Origin of the sequence: Nitrosospira sp. Is2, from assembly GCF_033095785.1 — a bacterium.
In the GTDB taxonomy this organism is placed as follows: domain Bacteria; phylum Pseudomonadota; class Gammaproteobacteria; order Burkholderiales; family Nitrosomonadaceae; genus Nitrosospira.
The window spans coordinates 2,120,879-2,146,595 of sequence record NZ_CP137134.1 but is presented as its reverse complement, the minus strand read 5'-3'; the positions used below and the strand labels follow the sequence as shown (position 1 = coordinate 2,146,595).

General features: G+C 56.1%; 21 protein-coding genes. 2 read left to right on the top strand and 19 right to left on the bottom strand.

All coding sequences use genetic code 11. The features are described 5' to 3' along the window. Window positions 1-51: 51 nt before the first annotated feature. Complete coding sequence (locus R5L00_RS09420) at window positions 52-969, bottom strand: M23 family metallopeptidase (protein ID WP_107694103.1); 918 nt, start codon at window positions 967-969, stop codon at window positions 52-54. A gap of 26 nt (window positions 970-995) precedes the next feature. Between R5L00_RS09420 and R5L00_RS09415 the strand changes: the two genes are divergently transcribed. Continuing rightward, window positions 996-1,451 carry a DUF721 domain-containing protein gene (locus tag R5L00_RS09415; protein ID WP_317651201.1) on the top strand — a complete coding sequence of 152 codons (456 nt, stop codon included), beginning with the start codon at window positions 996-998 and terminating at the stop codon, window positions 1,449-1,451. A gap of 112 nt (window positions 1,452-1,563) precedes the next feature. On the opposite strand, the gene ftsZ is transcribed toward R5L00_RS09415, so the two are convergent. The 18 genes from ftsZ to R5L00_RS09325 form a co-directional block, all read right to left on the bottom strand. Beyond that, window positions 1,564-2,727: a cell division protein FtsZ gene (gene ftsZ, locus R5L00_RS09410; RefSeq protein ID WP_317651199.1), complete on the bottom strand. Its 1,164-nt coding sequence runs from the start codon at window positions 2,725-2,727 to the stop codon at window positions 1,564-1,566. A gap of 129 nt (window positions 2,728-2,856) precedes the next feature. Continuing rightward, window positions 2,857-4,095: a cell division protein FtsA gene (ftsA, locus tag R5L00_RS09405; protein ID WP_317651197.1), complete on the bottom strand. Its 1,239-nt coding sequence runs from the start codon at window positions 4,093-4,095 to the stop codon at window positions 2,857-2,859. A gap of 67 nt (window positions 4,096-4,162) precedes the next feature. Next, window positions 4,163-4,891: a cell division protein FtsQ/DivIB gene (locus R5L00_RS09400; RefSeq protein ID WP_107694099.1), complete on the bottom strand. Its 729-nt coding sequence runs from the start codon at window positions 4,889-4,891 to the stop codon at window positions 4,163-4,165. Further along, complete coding sequence (locus R5L00_RS09395; protein WP_317651191.1) at window positions 4,881-5,801, bottom strand: D-alanine--D-alanine ligase; 921 nt, start codon at window positions 5,799-5,801, stop codon at window positions 4,881-4,883. Before R5L00_RS09395 ends, R5L00_RS09400 begins: the two co-directional genes overlap by 11 nt. 48 nt (window positions 5,802-5,849) lie before the next feature. Next, window positions 5,850-6,827 carry a UDP-N-acetylmuramate dehydrogenase gene (gene murB / locus R5L00_RS09390; protein WP_317654158.1) on the bottom strand — a complete coding sequence of 326 codons (978 nt, stop codon included), beginning with the start codon at window positions 6,825-6,827 and terminating at the stop codon, window positions 5,850-5,852. A 31-nt stretch (window positions 6,828-6,858) separates the two neighbouring features. Further along, a complete protein-coding gene (gene murC, locus R5L00_RS09385; RefSeq protein ID WP_107694097.1) occupies window positions 6,859-8,316 on the bottom strand; it encodes a UDP-N-acetylmuramate--L-alanine ligase in 1,458 nt (485 codons plus the stop codon). Window positions 8,317-8,391: 75 nt separating this feature from the next. Beyond that, entirely contained in the window at window positions 8,392-9,465 is a 1,074-nt protein-coding gene (gene murG, locus R5L00_RS09380) for an undecaprenyldiphospho-muramoylpentapeptide beta-N-acetylglucosaminyltransferase (protein ID WP_317651189.1), read from the bottom strand. 61 nt (window positions 9,466-9,526) lie between these two features. Further along, window positions 9,527-10,690: a putative lipid II flippase FtsW gene (gene ftsW / locus R5L00_RS09375; protein ID WP_317651188.1), complete on the bottom strand. Its 1,164-nt coding sequence runs from the start codon at window positions 10,688-10,690 to the stop codon at window positions 9,527-9,529. Next, on the bottom strand, window positions 10,690-12,120 hold the full coding sequence (murD, locus tag R5L00_RS09370; RefSeq protein ID WP_317651186.1) for a UDP-N-acetylmuramoyl-L-alanine--D-glutamate ligase: 1,431 nt from the start codon (window positions 12,118-12,120) through the stop codon (window positions 10,690-10,692). The genes ftsW and murD overlap by 1 nt, the downstream gene beginning before the upstream one ends. Before the next feature lie 10 nt (window positions 12,121-12,130). Further along, window positions 12,131-13,216, bottom strand: a complete 1,086-nt coding sequence (mraY, locus tag R5L00_RS09365) for a phospho-N-acetylmuramoyl-pentapeptide-transferase (protein ID WP_107694093.1) — start codon at window positions 13,214-13,216, stop codon at window positions 12,131-12,133. 96 nt (window positions 13,217-13,312) lie between these two features. Then, window positions 13,313-14,689, bottom strand: coding sequence for a UDP-N-acetylmuramoyl-tripeptide--D-alanyl-D-alanine ligase (locus tag R5L00_RS09360; RefSeq protein WP_317651184.1), 1,377 nt, complete (start codon window positions 14,687-14,689; stop codon window positions 13,313-13,315). Further along, entirely contained in the window at window positions 14,686-16,251 is a 1,566-nt protein-coding gene (locus R5L00_RS09355; protein ID WP_317651183.1) for a UDP-N-acetylmuramoyl-L-alanyl-D-glutamate--2,6-diaminopimelate ligase, read from the bottom strand. The genes R5L00_RS09360 and R5L00_RS09355 overlap by 4 nt, the downstream gene beginning before the upstream one ends. Next, on the bottom strand, window positions 16,248-18,011 hold the full coding sequence (locus R5L00_RS09350) for a peptidoglycan D,D-transpeptidase FtsI family protein (RefSeq protein WP_107694091.1): 1,764 nt from the start codon (window positions 18,009-18,011) through the stop codon (window positions 16,248-16,250). The genes R5L00_RS09355 and R5L00_RS09350 overlap by 4 nt, the downstream gene beginning before the upstream one ends. Beyond that, a complete protein-coding gene (gene ftsL / locus R5L00_RS09345; protein ID WP_107694090.1) occupies window positions 18,008-18,310 on the bottom strand; it encodes a cell division protein FtsL in 303 nt (100 codons plus the stop codon). Before ftsL ends, R5L00_RS09350 begins: the two co-directional genes overlap by 4 nt. Window positions 18,311-18,355: 45 nt before the next feature. Beyond that, a complete protein-coding gene (rsmH, locus tag R5L00_RS09340; RefSeq protein WP_107694089.1) occupies window positions 18,356-19,306 on the bottom strand; it encodes a 16S rRNA (cytosine(1402)-N(4))-methyltransferase RsmH in 951 nt (316 codons plus the stop codon). Window positions 19,307-19,309: 3 nt separating this feature from the next. Next, a complete protein-coding gene (gene mraZ / locus R5L00_RS09335; protein WP_107694088.1) occupies window positions 19,310-19,753 on the bottom strand; it encodes a division/cell wall cluster transcriptional repressor MraZ in 444 nt (147 codons plus the stop codon). 475 nt (window positions 19,754-20,228) lie between these two features. Next, window positions 20,229-22,460, bottom strand: a complete 2,232-nt coding sequence (locus R5L00_RS09330; RefSeq protein ID WP_317651167.1) for a bifunctional (p)ppGpp synthetase/guanosine-3',5'-bis(diphosphate) 3'-pyrophosphohydrolase — start codon at window positions 22,458-22,460, stop codon at window positions 20,229-20,231. 94 nt (window positions 22,461-22,554) lie between these two features. After that, entirely contained in the window at window positions 22,555-24,945 is a 2,391-nt protein-coding gene (locus R5L00_RS09325) for a DNA internalization-related competence protein ComEC/Rec2 (RefSeq protein WP_317651165.1), read from the bottom strand. Window positions 24,946-25,055: 110 nt separating this feature from the next. Between R5L00_RS09325 and R5L00_RS09320 the strand changes: the two genes are divergently transcribed. Beyond that, window positions 25,056-25,667, top strand: a complete 612-nt coding sequence (locus R5L00_RS09320; RefSeq protein ID WP_258192675.1) for a DUF2062 domain-containing protein — start codon at window positions 25,056-25,058, stop codon at window positions 25,665-25,667. The last annotated feature ends 50 nt before the right edge of the window (window positions 25,668-25,717 follow it).

The window sequence follows — 25,717 nt, the reverse complement described above, 5'->3', positions numbered from 1 at the left end:
AAAATAAGGGGTGAGGTTTTTGGCCTCACCCCCGCAGAGTATTCATCCGGCTCAACCGGGCATCTTCAAGAATCGGGATGGATTTTGCGGTAAGCCCCTGTGCCTGACTTCAAAATGCAAATGCGGACCGGTAGAACGGCCAGTGCTGCCGACCTCTGCAATTTTCTGTCCCCGCACCACTACCTGGCCGACTTTGACCAAGCGCCTGGAAGCATGCGCGTACCTACTGACGAACTCATTACCGTGGTCAACATCGATCATATTACCATATTCGGGATGGTAGTCGGAATACACCACCACGCCACTCGCCGCAACCACAATCGGAGTTCCCGTCGTGGCCATAAAATCAACCCCCTCGTGAAACGCGCTACGTCCTGTGAAAGGATCGATGCGCACTCCAAATCCGGAGGAGTACCACTTTGCCTCGATCGGCATTACGGAGGGAAGCATCTTCTTCTTGAGCCTGTCCTGCATCAAGACCGAATCCAGTGCGCCGAGCTTGTCGCTACGGTCATCTAAAATAGCAGACAACTCCTGGATTTTATTGCCCATCTCTACAAATGACAGATCTTGAGTCGGAAGAGTGGGGTGCGCTCCGCCCTGCCCCGGGCTTTGATTGAACAAGAATTCCTGTGGCTTCATGCCGGACAACTCTGCCAGGCGCGCACCTACGGAATCGAGACGCAACAGTTGGGCCTGCATCTGGCCCATCCTGATAGCCATTGCATTCAAACTATCGCGCAAATAAGACTGGGCTTTCTGATGCTCTTCCTGATGTACGCTTAGAACAAGCGACCTGAATGTGGGACTATCGAGTTTGTCAGCATAGCGCAGGGAGAGATAATTCAACCCCATCGCCAATAACACGGAAGACGAAATGAATGCCGCTGCCAGCAATACAAAATGCTTCGTTGTTAAGGTCAGAGTTCTGGCTTTTGCCAAATTGTTGGAAATTAGAATAATATTCATCTCATTCCCTAAATTATGATTCAGCCATGGCCGCGCGCAAAATCAACTTTTACCTCGGGTCCTTGAGGCTGACGCCCGAGCATCAACGGCTGTTTAGCTCCACAGACAAGCTTATCGCGATGCAACAGGTATTCATGAAAATTGCCCCGCCTCAACTGGCTCAGCGCAGCGCCTTAGGCGCGTTCGTTGACGGAGACTTGACCATATACGCCCGAAACGGCGCAATTGCAGCAAAGCTCAGACAAATGCTGCCCTCGTTATTATTAAAATTTCGGGCGCGGGGTTATGAGGTTACTGCAATTCGGATTGCGGTGCAAGCAAATTACCATAGTACTATCGAGCCTGATGTAACGGTAAAAACACGCCAGATGGGCCGGGCAGGCGTCGAAAGCCTGGCTAATCTTGTCGTAGCGTTGCCCCCATCGCCCTTAAGAACCGCGGTTGCAAGATTACTGAAACGGCAAGCCAAGAGACCGGAGTAAGTCTATCGCGTCAAGAACTCATCCTGACACGAAAACGCAAGCGACCCCGCGGCCGACATTCATCACCCTCCGCTAACCGCTACGCGACTGCAAGCAGCTGCTCATACTGATTCTAGTCGGCCTGCTTCCTAAGGAAGGCTGGAATATCCAATACATCCACGCCGGATTGTTTCATCGCCTCAATGGTTGCATCACGCCGCCTGTTCGTCCGGATCGAGGCTGGGGCATCGAGATCTTTCCAATTCATGCCATCTGCAAACACGTTATCCGTCCCTGTGCGGGTGTGAACGACACTAAACGGCTTGGACTGCGCGCGATTGACTACGCCTCCCAGTCCTGTCGCCACCATAGTCACCCGCAGATTTTCCTGCATATTCTCATCAATGACCGTGCCGACTATCACGGTCGCGTCTTCGGCGGTGAAGTCCTTGATGGTACTCATCACGTCGTGGACCTCCCGCATCTTCATTGCCGAGCTCGCGGTAATATTGACCAATATTCCTCGTGCACCCGAAAGATTTACGTCCTCCAGAAGGGGACTGGCGACCGCCTGTTCCGCAGCCGCGCGTGCGCGACCGGGGCCCGCGGCAAATGCGGAGCCCATCATTGCCATCCCCATCTCTGACATCACGGTTTTTACGTCGGCAAAATCGACGTTGACCAAGCCCGGGCAGTTGATGACCTCGGCGATGCCGGCCACTGCGCCATACAACACGTTATTCGCGGCCTTAAACGCGTCCAGCATGCTTATATCCTCGCCAAGCACGCTCATCAGCTTATCGTTGGGGATCACAATCAACGAATCTACATGTTGGGACAATGCATCCATGCCGACCTGGGCCGCCTTCAGACGCCGTCCTTCGAACGAGAACGGTTTGGTGACTACCGCTACCGTCAGAATGCCGAGCTCCTTAGCCACCTGCGCGACCACGGGTGCGGCCCCTGTACCGGTCCCGCCCCCCATTCCGGCGGTTATAAACAGCATGTCCGCCCCTTCAATCAACTCGGCAATGCGGTCGCGATCTTCCAGCGCTGCGTTGCGTCCAACTTCAGGATCGGCGCCCGCCCCCAACCCTTTCGTGATCGCTGACCCCATTTGCAGCAAAGTACGCGCCTGGTTGCGTTTCAGCGCTTGAGCATCGGTATTCGCGCAAATGAATTCCACGCCTTGCACGCCATTCTGGATCATGTGATCCACCGCGTTACCGCCGCAACCGCCGATACCGATGACTTTTATAACCGCTTCCTGTGTTTGTGTGTCCATGATTTCGAACATGACGCCTCTCCTTTATTAAATTGGACCAACTGATCCGTACCTATCCAAACCTTCCGTTTCTGCCCGCTCCCCGCACCAGCCCACTCTCTACGAAGGCCTCACCCGCCCCCTGCGCAAAGAAGACTGCGTTTAGAAATTAACCTGAAACCAACTCCTCATCCTTTCCAAAATCCGCTTAAAAGAGTTGCCCTGCAATCTTGTGTGCTGATGCCGCTGAAACTGCTCCATGCCAGCCACAACCAGGCCAATACCGGTAGAGCAACGCGGCGTGAGCACGACTTCTTCCAAACTGCCGTGGTAGTGCGGCAGACCCAGCCGTACGGGCATATGGAATATCTCTTCACCGAGTTCCACCATTCCCTGAAGGGAACTGCTTCCGCCGGTAATGACGATCCCGGATGAAAGCAATTCCTCAAAACCACTGCGGCGCAGTTCGGCCTGAACCATTGAGTAAAGTTCTTCCACGCGCGGCTCAATGACTTCCGCCAATGTTTGTCTTGAAAGCTGCCGAGTTCCGCGGTCTCCCACGCCCGCCACTTCAACCATTTCGTGGGGGTCTGCCATTCCCCGCAGTGCGCAGCCAAAACGGCATTTGATATCCTCAGCGTCCTTTGTCGGGGTCCGCAGCGCCATCGCGATATCGTTGGTGATCTGGTCCCCGGCAATGGGGATCACGGCCGTATGGCGAATCGCGCCGTGTGTGAACACGGCGATATCCGTGGTGCCCCCACCAATATCCACCAGGCAGACGCCCAGATCTTTTTCATCTTCGGATAGCACGGCCATCGCCGAGGCCAGCGGCTGCAACACTAAATCGCGTACTTCGAGCCCGCAGCGGCGCACGCATTTCATAATGTTCTGCGCCGCGGACACGGCGCCTGTCACGATATGCACCTTTACTTCCAGGCGAATCCCGCTCATGCCGATGGGCTCTCTTACATCCTCCTGCCCATCAATGATGAATTCCTGATTCAGGACGTGGAGAACCTGCTGATCATTAAGTATGTTCACTGCCTTCGCGGTTTCCATTACGCGTTCGACGTCCTGCCGGGATACTTCCTTGTCCTTGATGGCCACCATTCCATGCGAGTTGAAGCTCTTGATGTGGCTGCCGGCAATGCCGGTATAAACCTCACGAATTTTGCAGTCCGCCATCAGCTCCGCCTCTTCCAATGCCCTCTGGATCGCATTCACTGTCGTTTCGATATTGACGACCACGCCTTTCTTCAGACCCCGGGAAGGGTGACTGCCCATGCCGATCACCTCATACCCTCCCTCGGGTTTCACTTCCGCGACGATTGCCACAATTTTTGATGTGCCAATGTCGAGGCCCACAATCAGGTTTTTTGTTTCGTTGCCTCTACTCATCTACATCCAGAGCCTTAAATCTGCTGCATTCAATAGACCGACCGGGTTTCGCTGGCAAGCCACCCGTTCATCGCACCGCAAAGCCGTTTGGATAACGCAAATCCACATAACCGGGTTGCGGATTTAATTGTCCGCTGCTCCGGGGATACACTAGAACGTACCGCTCCAACCGGGCTTCCATCTGCTCTCGACCAAGCTCTACGACGGTTCCGTTATCAAGACGAAGCCGCCAGGCACGGCGGGGGGAAAGCTTGATTTCCCGGATACTCTGTTGAAGTGGTTGCAGTAATCCGCTAAACACAGTGTGCTGCCGTAACATTTCAAGCGGACTGTCGCCGGGACCCTCAAACAGCGGCAGTTTCTCATCCGAGACGGCATGAAACAGCTCCCCATGCACGTTTACTGTTGCGCTGCTGCCCCAGCGCGCCAGCGCAACATGTTCCTCAAGCGTCACTTCCAGGCTCTGCGGCCAAATGCGCCGCACGGCAGCGGTCCGGACCCAGGGTAACTTTGTGAACGCGTTTCGCAACGCGTCCAGGTCAACCGTAAAAAAATTTCCCTTGACTTCGTGGCGGACGACCGTCTCGATTTGCTCTCGGGTTACGTGTCTTAAGCTGCCATTACGACCGTTGCCGCCTTTGCCACCAGCCCCATCGCTACCGCTTATATCTATTTGCTTGAAAGGGAAAACGGGTAAATTCACCGCCCACTGGCTGATGTAATAAGCCGACGTCAGCGCAGCCGCGACGATCAGCACGTTCGATATCAGATCAAGTGCCTGATGGTTATCCCACATGTGCAAGCTCCAGTATCTGAAGCACTAACTCATCGAATGAAATTCCGGCCGCTTTCGCCGCCATCGGCACAAGGCTGTGGTCAGTCATGCCGGGGGACGTGTTAGTCTCAAGAAAATAGGGCCGTCCTGACTTATCCAGTATCACGTCGACCCTGCTCCATCCCTCGCAACCCAGTACGCGATGCGCACGCAGCGCCAGCGCCTGAATCGCCTGCTCCTGGATGCTGGATAAACCGCTGGGGCAGAAGTACTGGGTCCGGTCAGAAATATATTTCGCCTCGAAATCATATAATCCACTTTCGACTTCGATTCTGACGAGAGGCAGCGCGACATCTCCCAGAATCGCGGCGGTCAGTTCCGTGCCCTCGATAAACTGTTCGGCAAGTACCATTGCGTCATGTTGCGCCGCAATGCGCCATGCGACGGGTAAATCCTTTTCGTCTTCCACTTTGCTCAAGCCAATTGTCGATCCCTCGCGCCCTGGCTTTACGATCATGGGCAGGCCAACCTCCTTTACTACCTTGCCAAAATCACTCTCTTCGTTAATCAGGATATGATGGGGAGTGGTAATCCCCGCAGCCTCCCACAGCAGTTTTGTACGCCATTTATCCATTGCCAGTGCGCTCGCCATTACGCCGCTACCCGTATAAGGGACGCCCATGAGTTCCAGTGCGCCTTGTACAGTGCCGTCCTCGCCATAGCGTCCATGCAAGGCAATATGTACCCGATTGAATCCCTGCTCCAGAAGCGCCTCCATAGGATGCTCGGAAGGGTCAAATGGATGGGCATCGACACCACAGCGCAGCAAGGCGCCCAGCACAGCATGGCCGCTTTTGAGCGAGATCTCGCGTTCAGCCGAGCGCCCCCCGAGCAGAACAGCTACTTTTCCAAAATTGCGATTACTTTCCATATCGTTCGTCCTGGACAAAACAGGAGCGGTATCGTGAACTCGGCACCATCATACGACCGATCCGATAATCCGCACTTCCGGTTCAAGCTCGACCCCGGTCTGCTCTTTCACCTTGCTGCTCACCGCCCCTATCAACGCTTCGATATCTGCCGCCGAGGCGGCCCCGGTGTTGACAATGAAGTTCGCATGCTTGGTCGAGACCATTGCTCCGCCAATACGAAAGCCCTTTAAACCGCACGACTCGATCAACCGGGCTGCCCAGTCTCCGGAAGGATTGCGAAACACCGAGCCGGCATTGGGCAGGTTTAAGGGCTGGCTATTGATACGCATTGCGAGAAGATTTTTGATCTTCTGCCGCGATTCCCCCTCGTCTCCGCTCGCCAGTCTGAACCATCCACCCACAAACCACTCCTCACCTGGAGAATCTCCAGTTATCTGCTCGTTCTGCTTCCCTAAACCCGCTCCATGCTTCAGCGCCACGTGCCGATAGGCGATCACATAATCGCCGACCTTTCGCGTGCGTAATTGTCCGTCCCGGCCGAGGGTCTGCACGTGCTCGACAATTTCCCAGGTCTCGGCGTCGTAGCACCCGGCATTCATTGCCAGGGCGCCCCCAACCGTACCCGGGATGCCCGCAAGAAATTCCGCGCCTGTCAAACTGTGCAGGGCAGCGAACCGCGCTACTTTTGCGCAGGCTACGCCAGCCCCTGCGTAGATCAATGACCCGTCCTTATCCCGCCGCTCCAGCCGCAGTCCATTAAGCCGCGCGTGCAATACCACCACGGTGCCCCTCACGCCACCGTCGCGCACCAGCAGATTACTGCCGAGTCCGACAACATATATCGGCTCATCGCGCGGCAAGCCGCGCAGGAACTCAGTAAAATCGGCCAGATCGGCGGGGATATACAAGCGTTCCGCTTCCCCGCCTGCGCGCCAGGAAGTATATTTTCTCATTGGCTGGTTCACGCGCATCTCGCCGCGAAGCGGCCGCACACCAGGGATTAAATCAATTTCCGACATATCCATTTGCAATCCAGGAGTTGTTTCTGCCAGCGGGTCAAGCCGGTCTTTCATCCGTTGCGTCCACCGTCCCCTCGTTTCTGGCGCCAGACTCTCTCAGTAAGTTAGGCGCAACGCCGCCAACCGACCCTGCCCCCATCACCAGCACCACGTCGTTATCCTGAGCCACGTTATGAATGTTGAAGGGCAACTCGTCGACCGTTTCGACAAAAATCGGCTCCACTTTGCCTTGTACTCTAAGCGCCCGGGCGAGCGACTTGCTGTCCGCTGCAATCAGGGGTATTTCGCCGGCGGGGTAAACCTCAGTCAGAAGCAGCACATCCGCACTTGATAGCACTTTGACGAATTCCTCGAATAAATCGCGGGTACGGGTATAGCGATGTGGCTGAAAAACGAGTACAAGGCGGCGACCGGGGAAAGCACCCCGCACCGCCGCGATGGTGGCGGAAATCTCTGCCGGATGATGTCCGTAGTCATCAATGAGGGTAAAGCTTCCCTCTTCGGTGGTTCTGTTACCAGATAGGTTGATTTCGCCGTAACGCTGAAAGCGGCGATCAACACCCCTGAAACCTGCCAACGCCCGAACGATGGCGGGGTCAGGCACACCCAATTCGTTGCATACCGCGATGGCCGCGAGCGCATTCTGCACGTTATGCAGCCCCGGTAAGTTCAGCATCACGTTGAGCTTGCGGGTTTTGCCGTTCACGCCTATCAACGCAGCAAAATGCATCTGTCCCTCGCTGTGATGAATATCAGCGGCACGGACCTGCGCGTTATCCGATAAACCGTACGTGGTAATGGGCTTGGTAATGGCGGGCATGATTTCGCGCACTTGCGCGTCGTCCACGCACAACACCGCCATACCGTAAAATGGCAGATGTTGTACAAAGTCGACGAAAGCCTGCTTGAGCTTGCTAAAGTCGTGGCCATAGGTCTCCATGTGATCGGCGTCGATATTAGTCACGACGGCTAATACAGGTTGCAGATAAAGAAAAGAAGCATCGGACTCGTCGGCCTCGACCACGATAAATTCACCCCGACCCAACTTGGCATGGGAGCCTGCCGCTTCCAACCGCCCACCGATCACGAATGTCGGATCCATCCCTGCTTCCGCGAGAACACTTGCAATCAGGCTGGTGGTTGTGGTCTTGCCGTGGGTTCCTGCAATGGCAATCCCCTGGCGAAGCCTCAACAACTCGGCCAGCATGATCGCGCGGGGGACTACTGGCACGTTACGCTCTCGTGCCGCGATAACCTCGGGGTTCTCAGGCTTGATTGCAGTCGAAGTTACGACCGCGTCTGCGAATTGCACATGACTGCTTGCGTGGCCAATGTGAACAGTGGCCCCAAGTTTTCTCAAGCGCTGCGTGGTGGTTCCGTCCCACAGATCGGAGCCACTGACCTGATATCCCAGGTTGAGCAATACCTCTGCGATTCCGCTCATTCCGGAACCGCCAATACCGACAAAGTGAACACGCTTTACCTTATGCTTCATAGCGATAAACCATGCAGCGCGCGGCGATGAGTGAAAAAGGGAAAACGGCGGTATTATTGGTTTCCAGCACAGTCATCATCTCGTTATCATTTTCATGCATTCGTCTGCCACCACCCTGGTCGCATCCGGTTTAGCCAGTTCACGCGCGTTGATTGCCATTTTCATGAGCGATACCCGGCTCAATCCCATCAGTAACTCCGCAAGGACTTGTGGCGTCAATTCGTTTTGTGGCATCAGTACCGCCGCGTTCCTGTCGCTGAGAAATTTCGCATTGCACGTCTGGTGATCATCCACGGCGTAAGGAAAAGGCACCAGAATGCTCGCCACGCCGGCGGCGCTTAGCTCGGCAACGGTAAGCGCGCCCGCACGACAGATCACAAGATCGCATTCGGCATACCGCGCCGCCATGTTGTCTATGAACGTAACAAGTTCGCCTTCCACTCCCGCTTCGGCATAATTCTTTTTCAGTGCTTCCAGGTGCCTGTTCCCAGCCTGATGCGTCACAGACGGCCGCGACGCTTGGGGAATGCGATTCAAAGCCTGCGGCAAAATAGTATTGAGCGCCTGGGCGCCGAGGCTGCCACCAATCACCAACAGCTTCAGTCTACCGCTGCGCGCCGCGTATCTTTCGGCGGGCGAGCGCAATTGGCTGATTTCGCGCCGGACTGGATTACCCGAAAATATGACCTTTGCGCCGCTCTTGATCACGCCCGGAAAACCCAGCAATACTTTGTCCGCAACATTCGCCAGGATCCTGTTGGCAAGCCCGGGAATCGAGTTCTGTTCGTGTATCAGCAATGGCTTGGCCAGCAATGACGCCATCATTCCTCCCGGAAAGGCGGGATAGCCGCCCATGCCCAACACAACGTCCGGACGCACTCTGAGTATTACCCTGGCGCTTTGCCACAGCGCCAATAATAGACGCAGCGGCAACAGGAACCAGTTTCGGATACTTTTCCCACGCAAACCCGAAAAACGGATTGTTTCCAGGTCATACCCTTGCCGCGGCGCGAGCGTTGTTTCCATTCCTCCCTCGGTTCCGAGCCAAACGACACGCCAACCCGCTGACTTCATGTAATCCGCTACCGCAAGCCCTGGAAACACATGTCCCCCGGTTCCGCCTGCCATAATGAGAATCGTATTAGTCACGTCGACGTTGTATTAATCTGGATAGTTGAGGCGCATTTCTGCCGGCTCTCGTACCGCATTTTCATACCGGGAACCCCTTCGCCAATTGCCTGTTCTCCCAGTCCGCACGCATGAGCACCGCGAGCGTTATACAACTGGCGACGATGCTGCTGCCACCAAAACTCATGAACGGCAGCGTCAGCCCTTTCGTTGGCAGCACACCCATATTCACGCCCATGTTGATGAACGCCTGCACACCCAGCCAAACACCAATTCCTTGCGCCGCCAATGCGGAAAAATGCCGTTCTCGCGCGGCTGCGTGCCTGCCTATGACAAATGCGCGTATCACCAGCGAGGCAAACAGCGCCACCACCGTTGCGACGCCGGCGAACCCAAGTTCCTCCGCGATTACCGCAAGCAAAAAATCGGTGTGCGCTTCCGGCAAGTAAAACAGCTTCTCCACGCTGCCACCCAAGCCGACACCCAGCCATTCACCCCGTCCGAATGCAATCAAGGCATGACTCAACTGATATCCCTTCCCGAAGGGATCGTCCCACGGATCCATAAATCCGAAAAACCGTTGCATGCGATAAGGCTCAATCCAGATCAGGATCAACAGAGCGGCAATCAGGAAACCGATCAGCCCGGCGAACAGCTTCAGGTCCATTCCCCCCAGGAACAATATGGCCATCATAATGGCCGTTATAACGACGAAAGCGCCGAAGTCCGGTTCGAGCAACAGCAATCCGCCTACTACCAGCACCATGATTAACATGGGGAGAAATCCCTTGCGAAAGCTGTCGAGATGATGCGCTTTGCGCACGGTATAGTTGGCCACGTAAAAGACGATGAACAGTTTCATGAACTCGGATGGCTGGAAATTCACTATCCACAGCGATATCCAGCGACGACTGCCGTTTACTTCATGTCCTACCGCCGGAATCAACACTAGCGCCAGCAACGCGACGCCCAGCAGGAAGAGTGGAAATGAATATTTCTGCCACAGGCGCATCGGAACCTGAAAAGCCACCAGACCTGTCAGCAGCCCCACTGCCAGATAAGCGCTATGGCGGGCAAGAAAATGGGCAGGATTGCCATTCGTGCCGCGCCCGGCTTCGGCAATGGAAATAGAAGCGGAATACACCATCACCAGCCCCAGGCTCAGCAATAATATTGCGGACCAGATCAGTGACTGATCAAAATCAGGCAGGTTTTTTTTGCTGCGAATATCGTATTGAAAGATCATCAGTTAACAGTCGTTTGAGCCGCGGCCGTTTTTCCGGCCTGCAGGCTCCGCACCGCGGCGATGAATACCTCGGCGCGATGAGCATAATTTCGGAACATGTCCAGGCTTGCACAGGCAGGCGACATCATTACCGCGTCCCCCGCGCGCGCCAGCTCGAAGCTTTTTTGCACCGCCTCTTCCATTGTTTTCATGTAATACAGCGGCACGCGGCAATGATCGATGGCGGCGCCGATCTTGTCCGCGTCGCGCCCGATCAAGACTACCGCCCGTGCATGCCGCGCGATCGGTCCGGCCAATGGTGTGAAATCCTGGCCCTTGCCATCTCCGCCAGCAATCAAAACCACGCTCTGCCTCATGCCGTCCAGCGCCGCGACCGTCGCACCTACATTGGTGCCTTTCGAATCGTCATAAAACGTGACGCCACCCAAGGTCGCCACCTTTTCCATTCTGTGCGGCAAGCCCTGAAATTGGCGTAAAGCACGCAGCAGGGGCGGCGATGGAAGGTCTACCGCCCGGCATAGCGCCAACGCAGCGAGTGCATTGGCCACGTTGTGCAACCCGGTGACCCGAAGCTCACTGCTTTGCATCAGGCGCACGCCTCCCTGTGCCAGCCAGATACTCCCGCTCTCGTGCAACAGGCCAAGATCGTTATCGTTCGATGGCTGATCCAGACCGAAAGTCATCTGCTTACGTTCGGCGACCGCCATTGCCCGCACCACGGGATCGTCGCGATTCAGAATCTGAATCCCGCCCCCCTCTTTGCCCGCAACAGGGGTGCTCGTGAATATTCGCGCTTTTGCGGCGGCATAATCCTGCATTCCGAAATAACGATCGAAATGATCTTCGCTCACGTTCAGTACCGCCGCGGCGTCCGGTTCAAGGCTTCGCGTCGATTCGAGCTGAAAACTGGAAACCTCCAGCACCCACGCTTGAGGAAGCGTCCCTGAATCTTCGCGCCGCATCAGGGCATCCAGTACCGCTGGACCGATGTTCCCAGCCACCTCGACATCCAAACCCGCTTCTTTCACCATTGCACCGACCATTGCGGTCACGGTCGTCTTACCATTGGAACCGGTAATGGCAAGTATTCTTTGCTGCGAAGTGCCCGGTAGCCGGATTGCCGAAGCAAAAAGCTCCATATCACCCATGATAGGTATACTGGCCTGTACCGCCTGCTGCACGACGTGCTCCGCCATGGGCACTCCCGGGCTGATAGCAATGAGGTCTATGCCGGCAAATGCTTCGGCGGGATACCCGCCGGTGAATATGCGAACCTGCGGCAGAATCCGTTTTAACGCCTCCATACAGGGCGGTACGGCACGGCTGTCAGCGGCACGCACCTCCGCCCCCCTGCGCGATAACCACTTCGCCATCGAAAGCCCGGTCTCGCCCATTCCAAGCACAAGTACTTTTTTCTCTCGAAAGCTCATATGCCTGATTTCATCTCAACTTCAACGTGGACAACCCAAATAACACCAGCATCATGGTGATAATCCAGAACCGGACTACTACCTGGTTTTCTTTCCAGCCCTTCAATTCGTAGTGATGGTGGAGCGGCGCCATTCGAAAAATGCGTTTACCGACCAACTTGAACGATGCAACCTGCAACATCACCGACAAGGTCTCGACTACAAAGACGCCGCCCATGATGACCAGTACGATCTCCTGCCGTATTATCACCGTCACAATCCCGAGGGCGGCGCCCAGCGCCAATGCGCCCACGTCACCCATGAATACTTCCGCGGGGTAGGCGTTGAACCAGAGAAACGCGAGTCCCGCACCAGCCAGCGCACCACAAAATACCGCCAGCTCACCGGCCTGGGGGATGTGCGGAATACCGAGATATTTCGCGAACACGGCATGCCCCGCTACGTAAGCGAAGATGGCAAGAGCACTGCTTATCATTACCGTGGGCATAATGGCGAGGCCATCGAGGCCGTCGGTAAGATTCACTGCATTGCTCGTGCCTACGATGACGAAATACGCAAGCGCCACGAAACCGGCGACGCCCAGGGGTATCGCCACATGCTTGAAGAAAGGAACGATCATCGTCGTCTGCGCCGGCAGCTCTGCCGTCAAAGCGAGATATAACGCCACCGAAATCGCAATTGCTGATTGCCAGACCAGCTTGGCCCGCGCAGAAAGTCCCTTCGGATTGCGATATACCACTTTGCGGTAATCGTCCACCCAACCGATCATTCCGAAGCCAAGCGTGGTCACGAGTACAACCCAAACATAGCGATTGCTCAGATCGGCCCAAAGCAGCGTGGTAACGGCAATGGATACCAGGATTAAAGCGCCGCCCATTGTTGGCGTACCGGCTTTGACGAGATGAGTCTGTGGCCCGTCATCGCGTACCGATTGGCCGATCTTATAAGCAGCAAGCTTGCGTATCATGGCTGGGCCGACGATGAATGAAATCGCCAGACTGGTCAGGGCGGCGAGGACGGTGCGCAAGGTAATGTAGTTGAACACGTTGAAGATACGGATATCCTTCGCCAACCATTGAGCGAGCTCTAGCAGCATGTCAACCGCCAGAACGAGGCATTGCTCATCAGCATGTGGAAAGACATCAATTGACGCGGCTCCGTTATCATCCGCACGTACTCGTCATTTAAGAGGTTATAACTCAACTCGCTTAACCACCCGCTCCATTTGCATGAAGCGCGATCCCTTTATCAGCATCGTATCGCCAGGCGCCAGCAGACCTTCGACTTCGGCAATCAACTCCTCGATTTTCTCGAAATGGCGAGCGCCCGCGCCGAACCCGGCCACCGAATAGGCGCTCAATTCGCCCATGGCTATCAAGTTATCGACACCGGCAGCACGCGCCTCCACCCCTATACGTTCATGGAAACCTTTCGCAGCCGCGCCCAGTTCACCCATGTCACCGAGCACCAGTATCTTCCTGCCCGCCGCTTTCGCCAGCACGGCCAAAGCGGCGCGCACCGAATCCGGGTTGGCGTTATAGGTGTCGTCTAGCAAGGTTGCCCCGTGCAGGCCCTGCTTCTTCTGCATGCGCCCCTTCACCCCGGAGAAAGCACTCAACCCGGACATAATCGCCCCTGCGCTAGCACCCAGGGCTACGGCTACTGCGGCCGCGGCCGCTGCATTTTCCACGTTATGCTTACCCGGAACCTGTAATTCCACCTCTTGAACCCCATCAGGGAGTAGTAGCGCCACGCTGCTCCCAAAGGGGCCAGGTTGGTAGCGAGCAGTCACGGCAGCCTTTTGCTCGAGACCGAAATCCATCACTTTTCGGTTACCGGCGAGCCCACGCCACAGCGCCGCGTGAGGATCGTCCGCGTTGATGACAGCAACGCCTTGCTGATCAAGTCCCTCAAAAATCTCCCCCTTGGCACGGGCCACCGCCTCCACTGAACCAAGCGCTTCGACGTGGGCGGCCCCCGCGTTGGTGATCAAAGCCACGGAGGGTTTGGACAGACCGGTCAGGTAGGCGATCTCCCCGGCATGATTCATGCCCATTTCGATCACCGCGTATTTGTGCCCCTTACGCAATCGCAAAAGCATTAAAGGCACGCCGATGTCGTTATTGAGATTTCCTTCGGTCGCCAGTACGATGTCGGAGCCATTCCCCTGCCCGGACTCCTCCGCGGTCTGGCGCAGGATAGAAGCGACCATTTCCTTTACCGTGGTCTTGCCGTTACTGCCGGTTACCCCGACAAGCGGAATCCCGAACCGCCTGCGCCAGTCCCCCGCAAGCCGTCCCAAAGCCAATCTCGTATTGTCCACCAGTATCAGCGGAATCCCCGGCCGCGGGTTTCTCGCCCCCCAGTCCCGATGCACGATGGCTGCCACTGCTCCCTTTTCGATCACCTCGGCAACGAAATTGTGACCGTCAAACTTTTCCCCCACCAGCGCGATAAATAAATCGCCGGGCATGACTGCGCGGCTATCGGTACTGACTCCGTTAAACCATACGTCTTCACCCAACCACTTTTCTTGCAAAGCACGGGCCGCCGCCTGGACGGTCATCATGTGTTGGCCATTGCACTTTCGAGCAGAGCCCGTCTTGCGACCTCTCCATCGTCGAAGGGAAGTCTTTTTCCGCCGACTTCCTGATAAGCTTCATGCCCTTTCCCCGCGATCAATACGATATCGCCTCTTCGCGCGCGATATATCGCCCGATTGATAGCCGACGCCCGATCCTTTTCAATCTCGTAACGTGCGACGGCGCCCGACGCGATTTCACGGATAATGACATCGAGGTTCTCCTCCCGCGGGTTGTCGCTGGTAATGATGACCTCGTCCGCGAGGCGCGACGCCACTTCACCCATCAACGGCCGTTTCCCGCTGTCGCGCTCGCCCCCGCAACCGAACACACAGATCAATCTCGGCTTCCGTAGTTGTGTTCCCGCACCCGACCCCGAGCCGGCTTGAAGAATTTCGCGCAGCGTGGTCAATACTTTTTCCATGGCATCCGGGGTATGGGCATAGTCCACCACGATCAAAGGTCGATCACCGCCGCCGATTTGATGCATCCTGCCCGCTACAGGCCCGGCTTGCTGCAGGGATCGCACGGCCTCTTTGAATTCAATGCCGCTTGCCAGCAAGGTCGCGAGTACGCCCAGTAAATTGGATGCGTTAAAACCTCCTATCACGCCGGTTTTAAATTCCAGAGGTCGGCCTTCGAACTCGATATCGAACGCAAGCCCGTGGGGACTTACCTTGAGATTGCGCCCTTGCAATACTTTGAATTTGTCCCGCGTGCGCTTCGAATCCTCCAGCCCCGTGAAGCCGTAGCCGATGACCTGGGTGCCGCTACCGGTCATACGCTTGGCCAAATCAATGCCGAACGCGTCATCAAGATTGAGTACGGCATACTTGAGTCCAGGCCAGTAGAACAAACGCGCTTTGGCGGCAGCATACGCCTCCATGCTCCCGTGATAGTCGAGATGGTCGCGCGAAAGATTGGTTAACATGGCGATTGCGAATGTCACGCCACTGATGCGCTCCTGCGCAATCCCGTGCGATGACACTTCCATTGCGGCGACACGAGCGCCACGCGACAGCAGTTCCGCCATTTTACGCTGCAATAACACTGCGTCCGGTGTCGTGTTGACGGTGGGTTCGAGCTCTCCGGGAAAGCCGACTCCCATTGTGCCGATAACCGCGGTTTTCGTGCCCAACGCAGTCATGGCCTGAGCGATCCAGTGGCTACACGAGGTCTTGCCGTTTGTTCCGGTCACACCGATAAGCTGTAATTTTTGCGATGGATGATCGTATACGTGATCAGCGATCATGCCCGCCTTCGCGCGGAGGTCGGGTACGCTCAAATTGGGGACCTTCCATCCGGGATTCCATTCAAAACCGCCACTTTCCCAAATGATTGCTTTTGCCCCCGCTGCGATAGCCTGAGGGATAAACTTGCGGGAATCCTGCTTGGCTCCCGCATAAGCGAGGAAAGCATCCCCCGGCTTGATCATGCGGCTGTCGGTCGACAGGTTGTCAATTTTGACACCCATACTGTCCAGCCGGTGAAAATCAAAATACATGCGCGATCCTTCCGGAAGCAGGTCTTCGTTTGACTGGAGAATCATGCATCACCCGGCGGTTTCGGCGCGGCAGTAAGCGACACAACGTTGGTCACGGGCGCGTCATGCGGCACATTCAGCATACGCAGAGCACCCGCCATGACACGACTGAACACTGGCGCCGCTACCGCGCCACCAAAATATTGACCAGCAGACGGCTCATCCAGCATCACGGCGATGACAAAGCGCGGATTGGACGCCGGTGCGTAGCCGACGAATGTCGACAGATAACGGTTTTTTGCATAGCCGTTGCCCTCCAGCTTGTGGGCCGTGCCGGTCTTTCCCGCCACCCGATAGCCGTTGATCCGGGCTTGCGTCGCGGTGCCGCCCGGCTGCGCCACCAGTTCCAGCATTTCGCTCACGGCGAGCGCCGTGTTGCGGGAAATCACGCGCTTACCTTCCGGCACATTTTCAAGCCTCAACAGGGACACCGGTTTCAACTCGCCTTCTGCTGAGAACAGGGTATAGGCACGCGCAAGCTGCAGAAGACTGACGGCAATGCCATGTCCGTATGACATGGTTGCCTGTTCGATAGGGCGCCAAGTTCGATAGGGTCGGAGCTTACCACTGACCTCGCCGGGAAATCCTGACCCTGTGGGCGTGCCAAACCCCACGTCGTTGAGCATCTCCCATAACGTTTGCGGCGGTAGTGACAAGGCAATTTTGGCTGAACCAACGTTACTCGATTTCTGAATTACTTGCGACACAGTCAGGGCGCCTTCCTTATGAGCATCACGTATGGTCGCCTTACCGATGGTGAACGTCCCGGGAGCCGTTTCCAGAACGGTATCGGGCTTTATTCCCCCTGTTTCCAGCGCCGCCGCAATTGTGAACGGTTTCAGGGTCGAGCCCGGTTCAAATTCGTCCGTAAGCGCCCTATTACGAGCTCGCCCGCCCTTCATGTTTTTCCGGTTGTTGGGGTTGTATACCGGCAGATTGACGAGCGCCAGAATCTCGCCCGTTTTCGCGTCCAGCACTATGATCCCCCCAGCCTTGGCCTTATTGGCTTCTACTGCCTGCTTCAATTCCCGGTACGCCAGATATTGAATTTTGCCGTCTATGGACAAAGCAACATTCTGCCCCGGCTTGGGGGCCCGGATACTTTCCACATCCTCGACAATTCGTCCTTTCCGATCCCGGATTACCCGACGGCTGCCAGGCTTGCCCGCGAGCTCATCCTGCCACGCCAGCTCTACCCCCTCCTGTCCCTTGTCGTCCACATCTGTGAACCCAAGCACATGCGCAGTCAACTCGCCGGCTGGGTAATAGCGGCGGTATTCCCGTTTCAGAAACACACCGGGTATATTAAGTTCGACTACCTTGGACGCAATATCAGGCGACAAGTGCCGTTTGAGGTAGACAAAGTCCCGCCTTGAACCGGCGGACGACCCGGGCTGGCTGGCGCCGTGCTGCGTTACGTTTACACGCTTGCGAACTTCACCTACATCCAGATCGATCAGGTTTGCCAATTTTTTCATCTGCTCCGGCGTCGCATTCATATCCTGAGGGCTGCACCATACCGACTCAACCGGCGTGCTGATCGCAAGCGGTTCACCATTGCGATCGGTAATCATTCCGCGATTAGCATTCATTTCCAATACGCGGCTGTAGCGCGACTCGCCCTTCTCTTGCAAGAAGTCGTTGTGTATCCCCTGCAGATAAGCGGCTCGCCCCGCCAATCCCGCCAGACTCAGCACCAATAGCGCCGCCAGTAGACGTGAGCGTCCCGCGGGCAGCACAACATGCGGCAGGTGCCTGGCCTTCACTTTGGCGTTTCCAAAGAAGCAGCTGGATCGGCTGGCGCGGTCAGCGAGATAATTTGCACTCTTGACGCGTCCGGCAGCCGCATGTGCAGCTCCTCCGTAGCGATCTTTTCTACACGTGTATGCATCGCCCAAGTGCTCTGTTCAAGCTGTAATTGTCCCCACTCTACGGTCAGCCGCCGCGCCAGCGCCTGTTCATTTTCCAGTTCTACAAAAAGCTTGCGCGCCTTGTGCTGTGAAGTCACAACACTCAGCGCGCAGGCGATGAGGATCAAAGTCAACAGAATGTTTATTCTGGTCACATCAGTCTCTCATTTAACCGCGAACACTCTCATGCCAAGCTTCAGCTATGTGGTGTTCAGCCGCTCCGCCACCCGCATCACTGCGCTGCGAGCGCGAGGGTTTCTTGCCAACTCTTCCGCAGTCGGACTGACCGCCTTACCTACCACGCGCAGCTTGTGCCGGCTTAGACGCTGCACTTCTGTCGCCCGCAGCGGCACTTCCTTCGGCAATCTGTCGGCGTTCGCCGCCTCACGCATAAAACGCTTCACAATTCGGTCCTCCAGGGAGTGGAAACTGATGGCAACGAGCCGCCCGCCGGGCTTCAATACTTCCACGCATTGCGGCAGGACCAGCGACAATTTCTCAAGCTCCTGGTTGATATAAATCCTGATAGCCTGAAAAGTGCGGGTCGCCGGATTTTGCTTACCTTCCCCCTTGCGCGAACGCACCGCGGATGCCACGATCGCGGCAAGCTGGTGTGTAGTGGCGATGGGCTCCCGCGATCGAGCCGCAACAATCGCTCTTGCAATCTGTTTAGCAAACCGGTCCTCTCCATAATTTCTTATCACCTCTTCCAGATGAGCTTCAGAAGCAGCGGCGAGCCACTCTGCGGCGGTCTGTCCCTCGCTCGTATCCATTCGCATATCTAGCGGACCATCCAGGCGAAAGCTGAAACCGCGATCCGCTTCTTCAAGTTGTGGTGACGACACTCCCAAATCGAGCAATATCCCGTCCACCCGCTCCACATCTAATTGCACCAATATCTCCTGTATCCGCGAAAAACTGCTGTGGATCATGCGGAAGCGTTCGTCCCTAAAAGCCTCCCCTGCCGCCCAGGCCGCCGGGTCCCTGTCAAACGCTATCAGCCTTCCGTATTCTCCCAGTTGCTCCAATATCAACCGGCTATGTCCGCCACGGCCAAATGTTCCATCAACATATGTCCCTCCTGGCTTGACTGCCAGGGCATCCACCGCTTCCTGCAGTAACACCGGCGTATGCGCTGAGGCATCAACCACGGCTTACAGCGAGAAACCGTCAAGTTCCGCCGGGATGCCGTCCTTGAAAGTGAGCGCATTTTCGATTTGCTGATTCCATTTCTCGCCGTCCCACAACTCAAACTTCGCACCTTGTCCAACCAGAACCACATCTTTGGTCAAGCCCGCAAAATGACGCAACGGAGGCGGCACGAGAATACGGCCCGCGCCATCCATGTCCACGTCGCTTGCATTGCCAACGAGAAGACGTTGCAAACTGCGTGTTTGTGGATTAAAGCTGGAAAGACTGTTGAGCTTTTGCTCAATCGGTTCCCACACGGAATGCGGATAGACGAGCAAGCACTTGGACGGATCGGCGGTAATGACCAGGCGGCCCCCGCAAAGCGATAAAAGGTCTTCGCGGTATTTTGCAGGCACCGCGAGTCTACCCTTGTTGTCGAGACTGATAGGTGTCCCACCGCGAAACATTGTGCTCCCTTATTTGCAGGATGAAGTTACCGGAAAACTTCCCCCACTTTTTCCCACTTTTGCCCACTGTAAATAAAAAAAATAGCAAAGTCAAGGATAAAAGAAGGGTTTTTGATTGACGGGACAATGGGTTAAACAGATCAATGCAGGAGGCGCAACCACAATTAAGGGCGGAAATCAGATGCATAGAACTTCGGCAAGGGGAAGGACGACCTGCCTGAGGAGCGATAGAAGTCCCTGGTACCGGATGAGCACATGCCGAGCAGCACGCGCAGAGGTATGAAGGACTGGCTGAGCAGTTTGGAGGCAAAGCCTGCCGATCGCTTGTTGCCGCGATGACGCGCCTGCCAGGTCGCACTTCGCCATGCGGCATAAGCAGCAGCCCGGCAAAAAATGCCCGGTCAAATTCGTGAGCGATGGGCGGAAGAAACAAATCGGCAGTAGCGAGTCCCCTGGTTCGCCACGGCATTGGCGCTCACTTCCGGGAAACCGATGTCACCCCGGGCAGGCTCTGTATCAATCCCAGAAGCCGGCTCAACTGTGTCAGACCTGTGATCATCAGGGTAAAACGCATGACAGCGGTATGTTGGTGACTTTGGGTACGAGTGGCGGTCACATTTATTTTTTCTCGTAGCAGAATAGTCGAGACATCGTGCAGCAATCCCTGCCGGTCAAGGGCTTCGATCTCAACATCCACCTCATAACCTGCACTTTTTGACATATCGGCCGCGCCCCACTCCGCTGTGATAATGCGCTCGGCGCTATCTCCAGCCAATCGCGACAAACTGGCGCACCCCTGTCGGTGTATTGTGATACCGCGTCCATGTGTGATAAAGCCGACGATGGGGTCGGGTGGCGCTGGCTTGCAACATTTAGCCAGAACGGTGAGCAGTTTATCGACACCGGCAACGACGATACCTGTCGGCGTTGCCGAAACGGGCATGGCGCTGGCGGGCGCTTCGGAACCTTGAGCTGCCGGGGATGGGATTTTCTCGCCTAGAAAATTCGATAATTGCCGGCTGCCGATCTCGCCTCGAGCGACCGCAGCCAAAAATGCATCGAGTTTGGGGAATTTAAATTCAGCAGCAAGCTTGTCCAGCCCTAGCGCAGTCATGCCATGACGCTGCAATTCCTTCTCCACCAGCGCCCGGCCCTGGGCCAATAAAGCTTCACGCTCTTGACCGCTAAACCATTGCCTGACTTTTGCTCTTGCCCGCTGGCTTTTGAGATACCCCAAGGCGGGATTGAGCCAATCACGACTGGGGGCGCCCTGTTTGGCCGAGATGATTTCGACGCGTTGCGCATTGTGCAACTGGTAGTCGAGCGGCACCATGACACCGTCGACTTTCGCTCCGCGGCAGCGGTGGCCCAGATCACTATGAATATGATAGGCAAAATCCACCGGCGTAGCGCCTTTCGGTAGAGCAATCACCCTGCCCTGCGGGGTCAATACATATATTGAATCCTCGAACAGCGCAACCTTGAAATGCTCGGCCAGTTCGCCCGCATCCGCTACATCGTTCCTCCATTCGAGGATTTGTCTTAACCAGGCGATTTTTTCATCATACCTGGAATCTCGTTTTGCACCCTCCTTATAGCGCCAGTGCGCGGCAAACCCCATCTCCGAATGACGATGCATTTCGTATGTACGGATCTGCACTTCCACTACCTTGTCTTCAGGGCCGAGCACGGCGGTATGCAGGGATCGGTAATCATTTCCTTTCGGTCGCGCGATGTAGTCGTCGAACTCCTTCGGGATGGGGATCCAAAGATTGTGCACCGTCCCGAGCACGGCATAGCAGTCTTTCACATCCTCCACAAGAACGCGCAAGGCGCGGGAATCGTGTATTTCCTCGAAGTCCAGTCCCTTGCGTTGCATTTTCCTGTGAATACTATAGATGTGCTTAGGGCGTCCGGTAACCTCAGCCTTGATTCCCGTCCGCCGCAATTCACCCTGTAATTTCGCCACCACCGTGGCGATGTAATCTTCGCGGACGCGGCGAGTCTCTTCCAGCAAACGGGCGATTTTTTTATAACGTTCCGGCTCGAGTATCCGGAACGAAAAATCCTCCAGTTCCCACTTTACCTGCCACAGCCCGAGGCGGTTAGCCAATGGGGCAAATATGTCCATTGTCTCGTGCGCGATTTCCGCTCTGCCATGAACGTTATTGGCAGCAATGTAGCGCATCGTTTGTACCCGAGCCGCAAGGGCAATGATAACGACGCGAATGTCCTCCGCCATTGCGAGAAGCATTTTGCGCAATGCCTCCACTTGCGCGCTGCGGTCCGGAACATTGCGGGCTCCCAGCGTATGGATGCGACCCATGCGCGCAACGCCTTCCACCAGGTGAGCTACCGTCGGATTAAAAGTCGCGTTCAGCTTCTCCTGGTATCCATCCAGATACAGCGGTACGGAATGCAGGATGCCCGCCATAAGAGTATCGGCGTCGACCCGCAACGAAGCAAGAATCAACACCACGCCGTGCATGTGCTCCGCGGCGGGCTCACCGGTGAGGAGCAATTTGCCTGCATAAAACGGTTGGGAAAAGTCGAGGGCATGGCCGAATGCTTCCACTTCGGCAGGAGAAAAGATGGGTGGCAACGTATCCAGCCATACGGATGCGTTCCACTCGTCGGTTACGAGCGGAGCAGCCGCGGAAGAAGAATGAGAGGCCATTGAGCCCGAGTCCGATGCCGCGTTGCCCATTATTAAGTTTACGTCTCTCCTTTTGATGAACGATCAGAACCGATTCTGAAGTCTTCTGCGAGACCCAACAACGAAATCCAGAATCGTCAAGCCGCTATGATGGGATGTCGTGCCAGTAGCGACGGCGTAGCGAGCGAGCGGTTTGCACCGTAATTTCGCTATTTGCAAAGCGCAGCGATACCGCCCCATCCGTATCGCTCCGTAGCAATCGACTTCCGATTGACTTATAACGCTCCACCACTTCGTTCTTCGGATGACCAAAGCGGTTACGGTAACCGACGGTGAATATTACCAGCCTGGGATTCACCCGGCTCACAAACTCAGTCGTCGAGGAAGTTTTACTGCCGTGATGCGGTGCAACCAGGACCGTCGCGGCTAGCGCATCCCCGGCACGTTCGACCAACTGATATTCCGATTTCTTTTCGATGTCGGCCGGCAGCAGTACGCTACCGTGCGAAGTGGTGATTTTCATCACGCAACTCATCGCGTTGGTTTTAAGCTTGGGATTACTGTAGCTCTGATCCGGTGGATGTAGCATTTCGAACCTGACGTCATCCCATTGCCACGATTCTCCCGCTCGACATTGATGCGTACTTGTGGCAGCCAACTGTATGGGGTGATCTTCCTTTAAGGATGAAACCAGCCAGTCCACTGGTACTGCCTGGAGCACGGACAATGCTCCGCCACTATGGTCGGCGTCGGAATGAGTCACGATCATGGCATCAATACGTTTCACGCCCTCGCCCCGAAGGAAGGGGATAATCGTGCGGTTACCGCTGTCCGCTTCCAGATTGAAGCCCGGCCCGGTATCGTACAGCAGGGCATGGTTTTGGGTGCGTGCAACTACCGCCAATCCCTGACCTACGTCCAGCACCGTCACCCATAATTCACCTGGCGAAGGATTTTGCGGGGGCGTTAGAAAGATCGGCAGTAGCGCGACTCCGCCCAGCCAGCGAGCAGGGAATCCCGAGGGAAGACCCAGCCCCAGCCTTCCGGGTAGCAACATCCAGCAAATGCCGGCCATTCCAGCTGCCACTGCCCAGGCAGGCGGCGCATGCTGACTCCAGATCGCTTGCGGCACATCGCTCATCCACTGCATTAGCTGCATGCATCCGCTTAGTACCCAGTGCGCCGGCAGCAACATGAAACCCAGGGGAGGTAGTGTTGCCAACAGCGTAAAGGGAACCACTACCAGGCTGACCAATGGAATGGCGATCGCGTTGGCTAAGGGTGAAACCAGCGATACTTGCTGGAACATCGCCAACAATAGGGGTATCAAACCAAGGGTGATGGCCCATTGCACCCGTGTCCACCCGCTCAACCAGTGCGTCCTGCCGATCCTTCCGGCAGATACAAGCAGAATGACCGCAATGGCGCCAAACGATAGCCAGAAGCCCGGCGAGAGTACTGACCACGGATCGATCATAACCACCGCCAGTAATGCCCAGGCCAACACTGCCGCCATGGAAATAGAACGCCCCAGCCATAAAGCGATGGCGATCGCCGCAAGCATATAAACCGTTCGCTGCGCGGGCACCGCGAAGCCCGCGAGAAGCGCGTAACCCAGTGCGGCCGCCAACCCGGCCACGGCCGCGGCTTTACGGGCGGGTATCCGTAACGTTAAACGGTAGCTCCTGCGCCATAGCCCGTAGAACAGCGAAAATATCAGGCCCGATACCATCGTCACGTGCAGCCCCGATATACTCATCAGGTGATTTACCCCGGTGCGGGTCAGTATCTGCCACTGCTCTCGTGGAATCGCGCGCTGATCGCCAACCGCCAGGGCAACCAGGATACCCGTATACGCATGATCTGGGAGAATAGCCAGGAAACGCTCCCGGACTTCCTGGCGCAAACGCTCCACCTGATAAGCCGGACGATTGACCATCTGCTCAAGACGCATATTCTCATCACTTTTACGCACATAGCCGGTGGCGCGTATGTTGCGCTCGAGTGCCCATTGCTCGAAGTCGAAACCGTGCGGATTGTTGGTGCCGTGCGGACGCTTGAGCCGTGCCGTAAGCTGCCAGCGTTCTCCGGCACCGATTTGCGGCGGCACCACTTCAGGATTGGATGATCTTCCACCTTCCTTATACCAGGCTAGGGAAATGCGCTCGGGAACGCGGGCATCTCGCGTCAGCACTTGCTCGACGTCAAATACAAAACGAACGCCGCTTTCATTCGCCTGCGGCAGCTCCGCAACCACGCCGACCAGCCGGATATCGCGCCCCTCCCATTCGTGCGGAAGTGCATCCGAGATGCGCCACTGCGCTAAAGCGGCCGCCCAGAAAAATCCGCTACCCAAGAATAGGATGGCTAGCAGCGTTCTACCTATAACCGCGAGAAGAGTGGTCTGATAGCGAAGGAGAAAAAACACGGAGACGGCGAGCGGCAGCAGCGCTCCTGCCCAGAACACTTCCGGCAGTTCGGCCTGTTGCTGGAGCAGTATCACTCCCATGGCAAACGCCAGAAAATACCCTTGCATTATTTTAATTCCTGCGTTTGAAGCCGGTACCGAAGTGATTGAGAATGGTTGGTGCAGAAAGAAAGCCTTGATTGGGGGCTGCCCAATCGCCGCGGCGCGGGTGATAATGTTTGCAGCGCGAAGTTGGATTTACGTACACTCTTCTTGTGCCTCGAAAATTTTTCAAAAAATACCTGCCATCTCACGAGACCGTCCGCCAGAACCGCTTTGTCGGAATTTTCGGAGATTGGCTGCATCACCATAATCTGTGGCATCTCAATCGCCGCTCGGTTGCGGGTGGCGTAGCGGCAGGGCTGTTCACCGGTCTGATTCCCGGCAGCAATCCAGTCCAGTTCTTTTTCGCCGCTTTATTCGCTATCGTTTTCAAGGTAAATCTACCGGTAGCGATAATAACGACGCTGTACTCCAATCCCTTTACCATTTTGCCGATCTACGCCGCAGCCTATGCCCTGGGGGCGTTCGTTACCGGCAATGGCGCCGGCACCCTTCCCAAAACCGAGTTGCACCTGATGGACAAAAGCATCGGCGAGTGGATACCCACCTTGGCGGATTGGGTAGTCTCGCTGGGCAAGCCGCTACTCGTGGGTCTGGTCTTGCTGGCGCTGCTGCTTTCGATTGGCGGCTATGTGCTGGTGCGAGGGGGGTGGCGGCTATATACCGTCTATGAATGGCGCAAGCGCGCGAAACGCCGCAGGCCGAACGTCGGAAAAGACACGGAATGAGACCGGGAAGGAAATCTGATTCGCTATTGCTCAGCGGGAGCGTAGATCGC

Excerpts from the sequence above, each read along its gene's own strand:
- R5L00_RS09420 (WP_107694103.1), bottom strand. The coding sequence starts at position 969 with ATGAATATTATTCTAATTTCCAACAATTTGGCAAAAGCCAGAACTCTG.
- R5L00_RS09415 (WP_317651201.1), top strand. The coding sequence starts at position 996 with ATGGCCGCGCGCAAAATCAACTTTTACCTCGGGTCCTTGAGGCTGACG.
- ftsZ (WP_317651199.1), bottom strand. The coding sequence starts at position 2,727 with ATGTTCGAAATCATGGACACACAAACACAGGAAGCGGTTATAAAAGTC.
- ftsA (WP_317651197.1), bottom strand. The coding sequence starts at position 4,095 with ATGAGTAGAGGCAACGAAACAAAAAACCTGATTGTGGGCCTCGACATT.
- R5L00_RS09400 (WP_107694099.1), bottom strand. The coding sequence starts at position 4,891 with ATGTGGGATAACCATCAGGCACTTGATCTGATATCGAACGTGCTGATC.
- R5L00_RS09395 (WP_317651191.1), bottom strand. The coding sequence starts at position 5,801 with ATGGAAAGTAATCGCAATTTTGGAAAAGTAGCTGTTCTGCTCGGGGGG.
- murB (WP_317654158.1), bottom strand. The coding sequence starts at position 6,827 with ATGGATATGTCGGAAATTGATTTAATCCCTGGTGTGCGGCCGCTTCGC.
- murC (WP_107694097.1), bottom strand. The coding sequence starts at position 8,316 with ATGAAGCATAAGGTAAAGCGTGTTCACTTTGTCGGTATTGGCGGTTCC.
- ftsW (WP_317651188.1), bottom strand. The coding sequence starts at position 10,690 with ATGATCTTTCAATACGATATTCGCAGCAAAAAAAACCTGCCTGATTTT.
- murD (WP_317651186.1), bottom strand. The coding sequence starts at position 12,120 with ATGAGCTTTCGAGAGAAAAAAGTACTTGTGCTTGGAATGGGCGAGACC.
- mraY (WP_107694093.1), bottom strand. The coding sequence starts at position 13,216 with ATGCTGCTAGAGCTCGCTCAATGGTTGGCGAAGGATATCCGTATCTTC.
- R5L00_RS09360 (WP_317651184.1), bottom strand. The coding sequence starts at position 14,689 with ATGATGACCGTCCAGGCGGCGGCCCGTGCTTTGCAAGAAAAGTGGTTG.
- R5L00_RS09355 (WP_317651183.1), bottom strand. The coding sequence starts at position 16,251 with ATGATTCTCCAGTCAAACGAAGACCTGCTTCCGGAAGGATCGCGCATG.
- mraZ (WP_107694088.1), bottom strand. The coding sequence starts at position 19,753 with ATGTTTCGCGGTGGGACACCTATCAGTCTCGACAACAAGGGTAGACTC.
- R5L00_RS09330 (WP_317651167.1), bottom strand. The coding sequence starts at position 22,460 with ATGGGCAACGCGGCATCGGACTCGGGCTCAATGGCCTCTCATTCTTCT.
- R5L00_RS09325 (WP_317651165.1), bottom strand. The coding sequence starts at position 24,945 with ATGCAAGGGTATTTTCTGGCGTTTGCCATGGGAGTGATACTGCTCCAG.